Annotated in this window: 14 protein-coding genes; 5 read left to right on the top strand and 9 right to left on the bottom strand. The window is 39.3% G+C overall.

Annotation, left to right across the window (positions count from 1 at the left end):
- The first annotated feature begins 60 nt into the window (after nucleotides 1-60).
- Nucleotides 61-345, top strand: coding sequence for a hypothetical protein (locus tag G521_RS0105840; RefSeq protein ID WP_026897707.1), 285 nt, complete (start codon nucleotides 61-63; stop codon nucleotides 343-345).
- A complete protein-coding gene (locus tag G521_RS0105835) occupies nucleotides 346-672 on the top strand; it encodes a hypothetical protein (RefSeq protein WP_026897706.1) in 327 nt (108 codons plus the stop codon).
- Nucleotides 673-736: 64 nt separating this feature from the next.
- On the opposite strand, the gene G521_RS0105830 is transcribed toward G521_RS0105835, so the two are convergent.
- Together G521_RS0105830 and G521_RS0105825 are read right to left on the bottom strand one after the other, a co-directional pair.
- On the bottom strand, nucleotides 737-1,486 hold the full coding sequence (locus G521_RS0105830; protein WP_026897705.1) for a glycosyltransferase family 2 protein: 750 nt from the start codon (nucleotides 1,484-1,486) through the stop codon (nucleotides 737-739).
- Nucleotides 1,473-2,750: a glycosyltransferase gene (locus G521_RS0105825; RefSeq protein WP_026897704.1), complete on the bottom strand. Its 1,278-nt coding sequence runs from the start codon at nucleotides 2,748-2,750 to the stop codon at nucleotides 1,473-1,475. The genes G521_RS0105830 and G521_RS0105825 overlap by 14 nt, the downstream gene beginning before the upstream one ends.
- Nucleotides 2,751-2,854: 104 nt before the next feature.
- Here G521_RS0105825 and G521_RS0105820 point away from each other — a divergent pair, with 104 nt between their 5' ends.
- Entirely contained in the window at nucleotides 2,855-3,601 is a 747-nt protein-coding gene (locus G521_RS0105820; protein ID WP_026897703.1) for a class I SAM-dependent methyltransferase, read from the top strand.
- Nucleotides 3,602-3,605: 4 nt separating this feature from the next.
- Here G521_RS0105820 and G521_RS0105815 read toward each other — a convergent pair whose 3' ends face one another.
- The 5 genes from G521_RS0105815 to typA form a co-directional block, all read right to left on the bottom strand.
- On the bottom strand, nucleotides 3,606-4,520 hold the full coding sequence (locus tag G521_RS0105815; protein ID WP_026897702.1) for a glycosyltransferase: 915 nt from the start codon (nucleotides 4,518-4,520) through the stop codon (nucleotides 3,606-3,608).
- Between the two features lies 1 nt (nucleotide 4,521).
- Entirely contained in the window at nucleotides 4,522-5,298 is a 777-nt protein-coding gene (locus tag G521_RS0105810) for a class I SAM-dependent methyltransferase (protein WP_245580835.1), read from the bottom strand.
- Nucleotides 5,299-5,301: 3 nt separating this feature from the next.
- Nucleotides 5,302-5,946 (bottom strand): FkbM family methyltransferase, encoded by a 645-nt coding sequence (locus tag G521_RS0105805; RefSeq protein WP_026897700.1) that lies wholly within the window; start codon nucleotides 5,944-5,946, stop codon nucleotides 5,302-5,304.
- The gene (locus tag G521_RS0105800; protein WP_026897699.1) at nucleotides 5,943-7,265 is read right to left on the bottom strand and encodes a flippase; all 1,323 of its coding nucleotides are present in this window, start codon (nucleotides 7,263-7,265) and stop codon (nucleotides 5,943-5,945) included. The genes G521_RS0105805 and G521_RS0105800 overlap by 4 nt, the downstream gene beginning before the upstream one ends.
- Nucleotides 7,266-7,446: 181 nt before the next feature.
- A complete protein-coding gene (gene typA / locus G521_RS0105795; RefSeq protein ID WP_026897698.1) occupies nucleotides 7,447-9,258 on the bottom strand; it encodes a translational GTPase TypA in 1,812 nt (603 codons plus the stop codon).
- Between the two features lie 118 nt (nucleotides 9,259-9,376).
- On the opposite strand from typA, the gene G521_RS17995 reads away from it, so the two are divergent.
- Entirely contained in the window at nucleotides 9,377-9,541 is a 165-nt protein-coding gene (locus tag G521_RS17995; RefSeq protein WP_081675018.1) for a FeoB-associated Cys-rich membrane protein, read from the top strand.
- Between the two features lies 1 nt (nucleotide 9,542).
- On the opposite strand, the gene ispF is transcribed toward G521_RS17995, so the two are convergent.
- Together ispF and porV are read right to left on the bottom strand one after the other, a co-directional pair.
- Nucleotides 9,543-10,022 (bottom strand): 2-C-methyl-D-erythritol 2,4-cyclodiphosphate synthase, encoded by a 480-nt coding sequence (ispF, locus tag G521_RS0105785; protein WP_026897697.1) that lies wholly within the window; start codon nucleotides 10,020-10,022, stop codon nucleotides 9,543-9,545.
- Nucleotides 10,023-10,031: 9 nt separating this feature from the next.
- Complete coding sequence (gene porV / locus G521_RS0105780; RefSeq protein WP_026897696.1) at nucleotides 10,032-11,189, bottom strand: type IX secretion system outer membrane channel protein PorV; 1,158 nt, start codon at nucleotides 11,187-11,189, stop codon at nucleotides 10,032-10,034.
- A gap of 483 nt (nucleotides 11,190-11,672) precedes the next feature.
- Here porV and G521_RS0105770 point away from each other — a divergent pair, with 483 nt between their 5' ends.
- A complete protein-coding gene (locus tag G521_RS0105770; RefSeq protein ID WP_026897695.1) occupies nucleotides 11,673-13,289 on the top strand; it encodes an SUMF1/EgtB/PvdO family nonheme iron enzyme in 1,617 nt (538 codons plus the stop codon).
- Nucleotides 13,290-13,434 lie beyond the last annotated feature (145 nt).

The following is a 13,434-nucleotide window of genomic DNA, read 5'->3' as shown; positions in this document are numbered from 1 at the left end:
GGCAAAATGTTAACCATAAGCATAACCCCTCAACATAGCATTAACCATCCGCCCAAAGTTATGACCGAAATAAGAATACTCTACGACAAAACTTATTCGGACAATTTGACCCGGGACCCAAAATATTTTATTAACCTCTATGAAGAAAACAAAAATTTAATTGAAGGTGCTGACCCATCAACAGCCAATCCGGACTATGACGGCATATTAAGATTAACATCTGACTATGCCCTCTCACTTTCGCAGTATGGTAGTTCCAGAAAAGCAATTCCATATCTTGATAAATCCATTCAGCTTTTCAAAAACAGTTCGGTTAAGGACTTAACAAAAGTCCAGATGTATTAAATGCTGGTTTGGACCAGAGGTGTAGAGCATTACAACAATAAGAATTATAAAACTGCGGCTCAGGACTTTCAGTATCTGGTTGACACGTATCCCGATAACGACAAGTATAGAAATTGGCTTCTTGCATCCAAAACCATAAAAGCAAAAAAATATCTAAACTACATTTGGCTCCTGGCGCTTGTGAGTTTAATATGGTCTACGTTAGCAACTAAAGACGGGGACACAAACAAAGATTATTTTCTTATGGCCACAGGCGTTTTTGTTTTGACGGGTATTTCGCTTGAAATTGCAAATTCAGTTTTAAAATCACGCATTAAACCAAAATGATTTACAAGGACTGACAGAGATTTGTGGCTACGTAAAATTTAGTTCTCCGCATTGTTTCCTGCACCTAGTCGTTGGTACGTTTATGCTTTAAATAGTAAAATGCCAGGCGGGCGGCTATCACTCCGTGATTAATAACATTGGGCAGCAAACCGTAGTGTTTTGAAAATATCCGGAAACGTTCTTTTAAGCTTTGGCGGTGTTTTAGTTTAGACATTCCCCCAACCATGTATTTGGCTACGTAAGTATGCGTATTTACAATTTTAGATGCCTTTTTAGCTGCTTTAATTATCCAGTCGATATCTGAACTCAGCTGAAAATTTAAATCGTATGCTTCGGTTAAAGACTTTTTAATATAAATAGCCTGATGGCTGATGCTCATTCCGAAAATAAAACTTCGCCAGGTAAATTTTAAAGGAGCACGGTGCCTGCGCTGACCTAAACTCTGCCAGTTCTGATCATACATTTCTGTTTCGCCATAATAGATATCGGCATCATCCGCGGAAGCGAAAATCTTTTCAACCGTATCGGCGGCATAGATCTCATCGCCTGAATTCATAAACAAAACATACTCCCCGCCGGCTAATTTCAAACCTTTATTCATGGCATCGTAAATTCCCTTATCCTTTTCGGAGATGAGGATAATGCGGTCCTTGTATTTTGAAATGATTTCGAGTGTTCCGTCGGTGGATGCGCCGTCGATCAGCAGATATTCAATATTGGAATAAGTCTGGTTCAGCACCGACAACATGGTCCGCTCAATATCTCGGGCATTGTTGTACACAATTGTGATGACACTGAGCTTAGGCCTGAACATTTGATTTATTTATTAATGACTGATATAACTGAATGTGTTTGCGGGCAATGCGCTCCTCAGAAAAATGATCTTCTACGGTTTTACGGGCCATGGCATTCAGCTTTTGTCTGTCGGGATGTGCGTACATCCAATTTATGCCGGCGGCAAGGTCGCCGGAAGATTTGTATTCGGCAAGGTACCCGTTTTCCATATGCTCTACCATATCCGGAATTCCGCCTGTTGTAAAGGCAACCACGGGCGTTCCGCAGGCAAGGCTTTCCATTACCGTATAAGGCAGATTATCTTCTAGCGAGGAGCTGATAAACACATCTGCGGCACTGTAGCAAAGGGCCAGTTTTTCTTCCTCGGCAATGGTTCCCAAAAAGGTGGCCGGTATCTCAAAGTCAGGAACATTGGCAGCATCCCGGTTTCCGAATATAACCAGGTGCATGCTTCCGGGTTCTATTTGATAATTCGCCATCAGGCTTGTAAAGGCATCGAGCAAATAAGGCGTTCCCTTATGCATATCCTTGCGGGATGGCATAAAACCACTCATCAGAATAAATTTATCGGCAGGTAAGCCCAGCTTTTTACGTGCTTCTGATTTAGACCAGGGTTTAAAAACCTGGGTATCCAGCGTATTGGGAATCACCTGCACCGGTCTCGATCCAAGCAATTTACTTTCGTGAACAGATGCTGCCATCCAGTTGCTGGGAGCTACAATATTCAGTTTTAAATCCCGGTAGGCCTTTTCTTTACTCAGCCAAATGCGGTGAGAAAGATCATTTGAAGAAGGCTTTTTTAACAATGGACACTCACCGCATTCATTCTTATAATTGATGCAGCTGTACCGCACATGGCAGCCGCCTGTAAAGGCATTGCTGTCGTGAAAAGTCCAGACAACAGGCTTATTTAATACAGCCAGCGCTCTCAAATCGGCCGGTTTTAAAAACGCATGATTAATCCAGTGAATATGGATAATATCTGCGTTTTTCAAAAACTTCATTGCTGAAAGGTTTCTGCCCCAAACCGGAACAGAAAAAGGAACCGGAAGCGATTTGGTAAAAAATTTGGAAACTATCCTTTCCAGTAAAATTCCAAAAACGGCAAACCATTTCGGGAAAAAACCGCGGGATAAGTTATGAACCTCTTTGTTCTCCTGAAATAAAAAATTAACATACACCTGTGAATCTATTTGCTGATCCTGCAAAGCTTTATTAATTCGGAGGCAGGCTTTCCCCGCCCCGCCATTTCCGGCATATGTATTCAGATGGATTATTCTCACTGTTTTCAAAAATACAATTTTTTGTCACTCCCTTTCAGAATCACAAACCGATCACAAATAAATATTTGTCAGCATTTGTATTCTTTTTGTTTCTTTGCTGATGCATGGAGAATCAACTGACTGACCGGAAATTCTGGACCAAGTACTGGGAATCCAAACCGGATCTGGCTCTTTCAATAGATAAAAACTATTTGTTTCACCAGCAGCTGGAACAAATAGTTAAAAAATATAAAGTGGAAACCGCTATTGAACTGGGCGGATTTCCGGGGTATTATTCGATCTTCCTGAAAAAGCATTTGGGCATCCGTGCAACACTGTTTGATTATTTTGTGCATCCGGAGATTCTAAAAAAAGTACTCCATAAAAACGGGCTGAAGGAAACTGATATTACGGTTATAGAAAATGACCTCTTTAACTATCATCCCGATCAAAAATATGACCTGGTACTTTCATGCGGATTGATTGAACATTTTAATGATACCCGTGACATTATTGCAAGGCATCTGGAATTTTTAAAACCGGGAGGAACGCTGTTCATCACCCTGCCAAATTTTAAAAGTGTAAATGGCTGGGTACAGAAAACATTTGACCAGGAGAACTATCTGAAGCATAACATCAATTGCATGGACCCTGAATTGCTGGCGGGCATACTGAAAGATCTCAACCTGACCGTAATAAATGCTTCCTACTGGGGCAGGTACAGCGTTTGGCTGGAAAATAAAAACAAGAAATCGGCTTTTACAAAAGCCTTTATTAAATCAATCTGGTTTATCGGAAAAGTTGCTACAAAATTAGTCCCGGTTGAATCTAAATGGTTGTCGCCATACATCGTTTTAGAGGCAAGAAAATAGCAGATTAATTCCTGTTCAGTTTTTGTTTTATATACCGGACCAGCCGCTGTAATAAACTTCCTTTTCGGTTTTTCAGAAAATGCTTAATAGCCAGATATGCATCCGGATGTTCTTCAATAAGTTCAGGAAAATAGCTGACAGGTTTGTGGTTGACCACCACGTTGTAAATATCGTTCAGGCCGGAATGAACTCCGCTCCCGTCATGCCCTATATTATTCACCAGTGACTGGGAAGGATTTAAAGTTAAGCCTCCTTTTAGAAAAATACTGGCGTACCAGCGTATAGCCCATGAATTATTCTTTCCCGATTTAAAATCTTTCATCTGCTTCCAGAAATTCATGTTATTTTCTATGGAGAACTCATGAATTTTCTTTGAATCAAATTGGGCGGAAAGTGCTTCAATATCGGGTTCAAAATTATTCCAGGCACGATGCCAGGTTGCCCAGCCCCAGCTGGTTGCCGCCCTGTAGAAAAATGTTTCGGGAAGATTGTTCTGTTTGTCGGTATTTAAAGGGTACATATATGCCCCGATATGCATTACTTTTTCATCCCGCTCATATTTAATCAGGGCATCATTAAAATATTGAAGCGTATATGGCGAGGTGATCAGATCATCCTCCAAAACAATGACTTTACCATATTCCTGTACCAGCTTGCTAACGCCGCTAATGATGGAGTTTGCCAGGCCCAGATTAGTTTTTCTTTCAAGAATTTCGACTGTTTTAAATCCCTCGGTATTTTTAATCAGCTCGCGAACTTCTCTGACCTTTTCTTCCTCCGCCGGGTTTGCAGCCGCATCAGAAAAAATAAACAAGCGTGATTCATCAGCAAGAATATTTTCCTTTAGAAATTTTAGAGTACGCCGTGTATGATCCGGACGGTTATAAACAAACAATGCAATGGGCGCTAAATTCTGCATTTTAAAAAATATTCAAATCTGTTGATCCCTTAGTAAGTACCGTGTACGCATTCGCAAAGTGATCAGAAACTCTTTTTCCGGCTATCTTTCCCAAAAAATTCTTAACCCTAAATTCTAAATCAATTTTTAACGATTTAAAAACGCTTTTTGGTTTAGCCTGATTGACAAATAAATTAAACTTAGTTACTTCGGGCGGAATTACAGAGGTTTTATCTTTTACGATTGTTAAACCTTCTGATTGCAGCATAAAACGCAAGCCCGATGGAGTATACATGTTGATGTGTCCATAATCAAGGAAATGTTTCATCCGCTTATCAATTCCGTATTTATAGTCTCTGGGAACTTCAATAACCTGATACTTTGAAATTCGTTTTAATTCGCGGATTAATATGCGTTCATGTTCTACGTGCTCCAGTACATGCGCTAAAATAACCAGGTCGAATTCATTATCGGCAAAAGGAGTTTTATACCCGTCAAAAGACTGTACTGATTTAAGATGTTTTAAATTTTTCTTACGGATAAGCTCCACTCCGCTTTCTGCAATTTCAAGGGCATGCAGCTCTTCAGAAAAATTCCATTCATCCAGAAACTTTAGAATGCTGCCGTCCCCGGCGCCAACTTCCAGAACTTTTTTAAAATGGTGGCCCCGGCAAACATCCAGAATATTCTGCGCTTTGTACTTGGCACCCAGCAAACGCCACTGCTCATTATGATTCTGATAAAAGTGATCATAAGCCGTTTGAACTCCGGCACTAATCATTTTGTGGCTTTCACTCATGCTTTATATGTCCAGACAGTTTTGGGTTTTGTAAAAAACAGTTGTACTTTTTTTGTAGAATAAACCAGGCGAGATGCCGCTGAAAGATAATTCTTTAAATCCCTTCAGCTTTAAAAATTCAATTGCCGGATTGTAAAATTCACGTTCAGAATCATCGAGAATTAATACCCCGTCTTCGGTCAGGGCATTTACTGCCTGCAAGCAGCAATTCACCCTGTCGCGACCATCCACAATAATCAGATGAAATTTTTCTGACCTGGTAAGCGGCATTTTGCAATAGCTGCCGCCTTTATCCAGTTCGCAAAAGATCATTTCAGAATTGGCAGGTTTTGATTTGGAGATCTTTTCGAACCAGGCCCTGTCATGTTCAACAGAGATTACTTTACTTGCTGTTTTTGCATAGAAATATGTTGAATTTCCAGATCCGAATTCAAATATTAAATGATTTGGCTTTATCCGGGTTTTAATAAAATCAATAAAGGAATAAGTTACCCAGGGAATTGGGTTGCCATTTTCGTCGACAGGAGATTTAGTGTTGAAGGCATTGAACCAGCCAATTTCTGTAAGATATCCTTTAATCCCGAAAGATAATAAAGCACGTAATTTGGCAGGTTTAAATAAGCTGCTTGTTGAAATATTCTGTTTCACCTTTTATAAATCTTTTGAATTAATGATATTAAAAATAATGATTTTAGCATCATCAGGCCTTGCCGGCGTGTATGAGGAAATAATAATATGGAAAATGTGGCCGTAAAATAAGCTATTAATGTGGCAATAGCTGATCCGACACCGCCGTATAAAGGAATGAGCCAAAGATTTAATAAAATATTAACCACAGCTCCCAATGCAGTTCTTTTAAAAGATATGATGGTATAACCTTCGGCCAGTAAATACTGACTGCTGGCACTTCCCAAAAACACAAAAACACCTGACCAAATGTGGATACTTAACATTAATCCCGCTCCTTCAAACTGATCGCCGTATAAGAGATTTATTATAAAATTTGCGCTCAAACTAACTATAAGCGCCACAGGCAAACTTATTGCAACCAGCAGATCATACAGGTTCTGCAATCTTTTTGTATAACGATCCACATCTGACTTTCTTGCCTGTATTATTGCCGGCATTACAGATGTAATTATTGCAACCGGAATAAAATACCAGGCTTCGCTTATTCTTGCCGCAGCGCTGTATATTCCGACAACTTCGGCCCCCAATGACTTCAGCATAACCAAATCTATCTGCATATAAATGGATATCATCACGGCAGTAAATATTAAAGGCCATGATTTTTTCAGAAGGGCAGCCGCCATTTCCCAGCTGAATTTCCAGTTATAAATATGCTGGGAAGATTTTTTCTGGTAAATGATTATAAATCCGGCAGCCAGCATAAATCCGTCAATAACCAGGGCAAGTGCAAAATATACAACAGGTAATTTTAATAAGATAAGGCTTACTTTAATGGCCGCTGAGATAAATAGGCATATATTCTGAATATGAACTATGTATTTTGATTTAACCTGCGACTGAAAATAGGAATCTATTACATTGAATGATTTAAATGCAGATGCAAAAGCGCATAAGCTGATTAAGGCTGTTAGAGAAATCCCCTGAACGGGCGATAATTCCCTGAAAAACACATACAGAACTACGGACAATGGAATAAGCAACAAACTCACCATCAATCTCATCCAAAATGAAGTACCTAAAATTAAATCGCGTTTCTCGGGAGTATGAATAATTTCGCGGATTATAAAACTATCTAATCCAAGAGTTGCCACAGCAGCAAATAATCCGGTGAATGCCATTGCAAAGCTAAGATCACCAAAAGAGGAAGGTCCAAGATAGCGGGCGATGATAAAGCCAACGATCATACTTAAAATACGGCCGAGCATAAGCCATGCTGTATTTTTGAAGTATTTTTCGAAAGCCTGCGGATCAAAACCGGTAATGGCGGGTATCTTCATTAACGGCAAATGTAACAGAAATTTATTGTGTGATTGATTAGAGATGATTAAGTTATTAAAACTCTGCCGGCGGCTGAAGGAAATTAATCCGTATCCCTGGAAAAAAAATATAGTCAAAAAAAAGGGCTTAACACTCGCTAAGCCCTTACATATCCCCTCACAGAATACTTTTATTAAAATTTTACTGATTTGTAAATTTCTTAGAATTGATTTTACGTTCAGATTCAGTAAGATAAATTTTACGCAGACGCATGCTTTTTGGCGTAATCTCGATATACTCATCAGCCTGGATGTACTCCATGGCTTCTTCAAGTGAAAACTTGATAGCCGGTGCAATACGGGTGTTATCATCCGTTCCGGAAGCACGCATGTTAGTCAATGCTTTTCCTTTTACAAGATTTACAACCAAATCATTATCGCGAATATGCTCGCCAAGTATTTGACCTTCATACACATCCACACCCGGATCTACAAAGAACCGACCGCGATCCTGTAATTTATCTATTGAATAAGCTGTTGTCTGACCTTTATCCATTGAAACCAATACACCATTCAAACGACCTGGAATTGTTCCTTTCCATGGCTCGTATGCTTTGAAACGGTGAGCCATAATTGCTTCTCCGGCTGTAGCCGTTAAAACATTATTACGAAGACCGATGATACCGCGTGCAGGAATCTCAAATTCAAGATGCTGAAGATCTCCTTTAGGCTCCATCACCAATAACTCACCTTTACGCTGAGTTACCAGCTCGATAACTTTACCGGAAACTTCTCCGGGAACATCAACAATAAGAGTTTCAATAGGCTCACATTTGGCACCGTCAATTTCTTTAACGATTACCTGCGGCTGTCCTACCTGGATCTCATATCCTTCGCGACGCATAGTCTCAATCAATACTGATAAATGCAGAATTCCACGGCCATAAACCAGGTATGAATCCGGAGAATCTGTCTCAACCACTTTCAGGGCAAGATTTTTCTCCATTTCCTTCATCAAACGATCACGAAGATGACGGGAAGTAACAAATTTACCTTCCTTACCAAAGAAAGGTGAGTTATTGATTGTGAACAACATGTTCATGGTTGGCTCATCAATTTTGATAACGGCCAGTTGTTCCGGTTTCTCAAAATCAGCAATTGTATCACCAATATCAAATCCTTCAATACCTACAACTGCGCAGATATCTCCTGATCCAACTTCGGTTACTTTAATTTTACCAAGACCTTCGAAGGTATATAATTCTTTAATTCTTGACTTCTGAATAGTTCCGTCACGTTTTACTAAAGAAACCGGTTGGTTCTCTTTAATGGTACCACGTGCAACACGACCTACAGCAATACGGCCAACAAAAGATGAATAATCTAATGAGGTAATCTGCATTTGCAATGTTCCGTCAAATGTAGGAGCAGGTGGAATGAATTCAAGGATAGCATCCATTAATGGAGTGATATCTTCTGTTTGATTTTTCCAGTCAGTACTCATCCATCCGTGTTTGGATGAACCGTAAATAACGGGGAAATCCAACTGATCTTCAGTTGCTTCCAGGTTGAAGAATAATTCAAAAATAGATTCGTAAACTTCCTCTGGGCGACAGTTTTCTTTATCCACTTTATTAACAACAACAATTGGTTTTAAGCCAAGAGCCAATGCTTTTTGAGTAACAAAACGAGTTTGAGGCATTGCACCTTCAAACGCATCGACCAATAACAGAACGCCATCAGCCATTTTAAGTACCCGCTCAACTTCACCGCCAAAATCGGCGTGACCTGGGGTATCAATAATATTGATTTTAACACCTTTATAGTTAACAGATACGTTTTTTGAAACGATGGTTATACCACGTTCACGTTCAAGATCGTTACTGTCAAGTATCAATTCACCCTTTGCCTGGTTGTCCCGAAAAAGATTGGTTTGATGTAAAATTTTATCAACCAGGGTCGTTTTACCGTGGTCAACGTGTGCGATGATCGCTATATTCCGGATATTTTGCATGCAAAAACTACTTATGAAAATTTCTGCAAAGGTAGCTTTTTAAATCTGATATTTAGATATCTATTAATCTGAAGATCAATTGACAATTATTATTTTACAATAATCTAATTTTGCTTTAATGGGAATTCAGGAAATAATATTGATTATTTTATTTGCAGGGGCACTATTTTATGTTGGGCGAATAATTTACCGAAGCTTAAATTCTAAAAACGGATGTGCAAGTAATTGCAATAAATGTGCTGCAGATTTTAGTAAAATAAAAATCCCGACCCCGAAAAACTGAATTATGCTTTTTCAATAAGGCAAACCGCGTAAGCAACAACACCTTCGCCACGCCCGATAAATCCCATGGTTTCGTTAGTGGTTGCCTTAATAGAAATATCTTCTTCGCTGATCAAAATTGCTTCCGCAATATTTTTTTTCATTTCGGCTACATGGGGATTAATTTTAGGAGCCTCCAGACAAATCATCGCATCTATATTGCCAATAGTCCAGCCTTTTTCTGCCAATAATTTTACACATTCCTGGAGCAATAACAAACTGCTGATTCCTTTCCAGCGCTCATCAGTATTCGAAAAATGATGACCAATATCACGCAGGTTAGCGGCACCTAAAAGTCCGTCGCATATAGCATGAAGCAACACATCGGCATCTGAATGTCCGTAAGCCCCGGAATGATGTTCCAGGCTTACACCTCCCATTACAAAAGGATGATTTTCCACCAATTGATGGACATCAAACCCAAACCCAACCCGGATCTTCATAAATTGAAATTACTTTTTGACAAAATTGAACATGAGGGAAAAGCGGAGAGTTTGCGCCAAAGGACTTTTTTGCTGATTAGCCAGCAGGTAGGCAATATCCAGATCGAATACATTATATCTTAAACCTGCTCCCAGCGTAGCATATTGTCTGTCGCCCTTGCTTGGGTTTTCATAAAAATATCCGGCCCGAACGGCAAACTGTTTATTATACCAGTATTCTGTGCCTATAGAATAACTGATTTCTCTCAGCTCTTCGGAAAATCCTCCGGGAGCATCACTAAAGGAACCAAATATTCCGGAAGGAACAGAGCGGTCAGGATCTTTACCGCTGATTATATTTCCGTCCTCATCACGTATTGGGCTGGTTGGCACCAATAACTTATTAAAATCCAATGCAACAGTAAACTGATTCAGATCATCAATATTAAGTGTGGTAGCTCCACCTAATTTCATATTCGTAGGAAGGAATGATTTTTCAGCGGCATCAGAATAATTCACCTTCGTGCCGATATTCGAAATATTCAGTCCTAAAGCTATCTCGGCATCTTTACCTAACAAGGTTCCAGGTTTTTTGTAATAAGCCGAAACATCTGCTGCAAGTGCTGAAGCAGGTCTGATTTCCTGTCCGTTAAACTGCCCGTTACTTAAACTCGATCTGATATACCTGATTGCAGTTCCCAATGAAAAATTCTCTCCAAACTGACGTGCAAAAGTTCCGTCTATCGCAAATTCGTTAGGGCTGTAAATACCAATGTCATTCTGGTTATTATCGGTTAGCTGAATAGGACCGTATGAGAAATAACGCAGAGAACCTCCAATCGTATTTCGATCATCCAAACGATGATAAACAGATAAATAACCCAGATCAATATCGGGAACAAGATTTCTTAGCCAGGGAGTGTAGGAAACGGAAAAACCAGTTGAATTTTCCATGAAAGCCAATTTAGCGGGATTCCAGTGCATTGCATTCGCATCAGCAGAAATTGCTACGCCTACGTCGCCCATGGCGCCAGAACGGGCATCGGGAGCAATCAGCAAAAATGGGGCTGCGGTCTGAATGGTATTGGTTTGCCTGCCGTCACTTTGTGTTTGACTAAAAGCGAAACTATATACTAAAGTTAAGCTCAAAGAAAGAAGTGATCCCCGCATGATTGTATTCAATGTCATATTTTTAAGAGTAGCATTAACACCAAAAATAGAATTAATTAAGATATTTCAATATAACTAATTTCGGCTTGTCTAAAGAATCCAAAATTACAGTTACAGCTAACAAATTTGTCATGGCCATACTGTTTGTATTGACTGTAAAATATTCTTACCGATTTGTTATACCACATAAAAACTTCCTTGAAAATGCATCATCAATTCTTTCTTCAAAAAAACATGAAATTATTTTGCGCTTAAATTTTAAAAATCAACGGGCATCATCCTGAACAATGATCATTGTGTAAAATTGGAACAATAATCTGAGGCACAAATCGTTTCAAAATTGATTTCAAAAAATCCAAACAGTTTGTAACTCTTTTTATCGGATTTTCGTTTGAGTAGTAAAAGTAAATTGACTATTAAACCACGTACATTACGATCTATTTGATTTGTGATATTATTCTGATTTAGTATTTTTAAAAATTAAATGCTCATTTACACCTAATGATAAGAATATCTATAATTTTCTGTACCGCTATTTTGGCAGTTTTCTTTTTAGGAACCGGCTGTAAAAAACGTCAGGCATCCTCAAAAACGGGAATGGCCTACAATGATAAGTACAACGGCGGTTTCGAAGTAAATAAAAAGGTAAAACCAGGTCCAGGTCCGGGATTAGTAGCTATTGAGGGCGGTACATTTGTAATGGGTGGAAGTCTGAATCAGGATTTGGGATATGAATTCGATAATGTTCGCCGACGCGTTACTGTTGCCTCTTTTTATATGGATGAAACGGAGGTTGCAAATGTTGACTGGCTGGAATATTTATACTGGATCAGAAGAAATTTTCCTGAAGACAGAGAATACTATTATAATGCATTGCCCGATACTTTAGTTTGGAGGCAACCCCTTTCATATAATGAGCCTTACGTAAATAACTATTTACGTCATCCTGCATTTCAGGATTATCCTGTTGTTGGAGTTACCTGGGAACAGGCTAATGCATATTGCGAATGGCGTACAGATCGTGTGAATGAAGAAATTTTACGCCAGCGTGGAATTTTAATTGATTATAAAACTTTAGCAGGTGCAGGTAAAGGCAAATCTGCAGGAGCCACTACAACTACTGCTACCTCTTCTGAACCTTTCAACACCGATATTTATTTAAATGGACAGTACAGAGGCGAAGGAATTGACGGCAAGAAAATGCCAAGAGATTTAAATCCAAACACCACCACAACTGGTGCAACCGCTAAAGGTAGCAAAGGTCCAACACGTCCGGTTAGATTAGAGGATGGTGTTTTAAAACAACCGTACCGTTTACCTACTGAGGCAGAATGGGAATATGCTGCGCTTTCCTTAGCAGGAAATACTGAATACGAAAACATCTCTGACGGAAAAATCTATCCATGGAATGGTTTAGGCGTACGTTCTCCTAAAAAGAAAACGCAGGGTATGATTCTGGCCAACTTTAAACGGGGTGAAGGTGATAACATGGGTACAGGCGGATATCTGAATGATAAAGCCGATATAACTGCTCCAGTTCGCAATTACCTTCCAAATGATTTCGGCTTATATAATATGGCAGGAAATGTAAATGAGTGGACGGCTGATGTTTACCGAAAACTGTCATTTGAGGATTTTGCAGATTTTAATCCTTTCCGTGGAAATGAATATGTAAATAAGCGTTTATCTGACAGAGATAAGGGTACTTACGCAAAAGATAAATACGGTCGCCCGATTAAAGATGCTGCCAAGGCCGGTAAAAAACAAACATGGGCTGAGATTCAAAGCGATCAGGCTTCAAGAGATAGTTCTGCAATTGCAGGCAAACCATATAATCCTGATTTCCGTGGACATTTAGATTCAGTAAATCAGGACCTTTACGGCGTTACTACGCTGGTTAATGATAAATCAAGAGTATTCAAAGGCGGTTCATGGAATGACAGAGCTTATTGGCTTAATCCAGCTACCAGAAGATTTAAACAACAGGAAGAAGCTGGTGCTGAATTGGGTTTCAGATGTGCCATGACATTAGTTGGTGAGCCTGAGATTAACACCGGAGGTAAACCGCATTTTGATCAGCCAAAATCAAAAGCAAAATCTTTAAAAAAGGGTAGATAAAAATTACCTTACAAAAAAAGGGATCGCTAAGCGATCCCTTTTTTTGCTCATCCCCGACATATAATTACAGCTGAATAATAATGCTATACATGGTAACCACTGGTCGGCAGTTAACATAAGCATTCACTCTATATCCGTAATTATT

The sequence above is a fragment of the Daejeonella oryzae DSM 19973 genome, from assembly GCF_000422945.1.
In the GTDB taxonomy this organism is placed as follows: domain Bacteria; phylum Bacteroidota; class Bacteroidia; order Sphingobacteriales; family Sphingobacteriaceae; genus Daejeonella; species Daejeonella oryzae.
The sequence above is the reverse complement of the archived record's forward strand: the minus strand, read 5'-3'. Positions and strand labels throughout refer to the sequence as shown.

What these genes read in the sequence shown, in the direction of transcription:
- G521_RS0105840 (WP_026897707.1), top strand. Translation starts at nt 61, where the DNA reads ATGACCGAAATAAGAATACTCTACGACAAAACTTATTCGGACAATTTG.
- G521_RS0105835 (WP_026897706.1), top strand. Translation starts at nt 346, where the DNA reads ATGCTGGTTTGGACCAGAGGTGTAGAGCATTACAACAATAAGAATTAT.
- G521_RS0105830 (WP_026897705.1), bottom strand. Translation starts at nt 1,486, where the DNA reads ATGTTCAGGCCTAAGCTCAGTGTCATCACAATTGTGTACAACAATGCC.
- G521_RS0105820 (WP_026897703.1), top strand. Translation starts at nt 2,855, where the DNA reads ATGGAGAATCAACTGACTGACCGGAAATTCTGGACCAAGTACTGGGAA.
- G521_RS0105815 (WP_026897702.1), bottom strand. Translation starts at nt 4,520, where the DNA reads ATGCAGAATTTAGCGCCCATTGCATTGTTTGTTTATAACCGTCCGGAT.
- G521_RS0105810 (WP_245580835.1), bottom strand. Translation starts at nt 5,298, where the DNA reads ATGAGTGAAAGCCACAAAATGATTAGTGCCGGAGTTCAAACGGCTTAT.
- G521_RS0105800 (WP_026897699.1), bottom strand. Translation starts at nt 7,265, where the DNA reads ATGAAGATACCCGCCATTACCGGTTTTGATCCGCAGGCTTTCGAAAAA.
- typA (WP_026897698.1), bottom strand. Translation starts at nt 9,258, where the DNA reads ATGCAAAATATCCGGAATATAGCGATCATCGCACACGTTGACCACGGT.
- G521_RS17995 (WP_081675018.1), top strand. Translation starts at nt 9,377, where the DNA reads ATGGGAATTCAGGAAATAATATTGATTATTTTATTTGCAGGGGCACTA.
- ispF (WP_026897697.1), bottom strand. Translation starts at nt 10,022, where the DNA reads ATGAAGATCCGGGTTGGGTTTGGGTTTGATGTCCATCAATTGGTGGAA.
- porV (WP_026897696.1), bottom strand. Translation starts at nt 11,189, where the DNA reads ATGACATTGAATACAATCATGCGGGGATCACTTCTTTCTTTGAGCTTA.
- G521_RS0105770 (WP_026897695.1), top strand. Translation starts at nt 11,673, where the DNA reads ATGATAAGAATATCTATAATTTTCTGTACCGCTATTTTGGCAGTTTTC.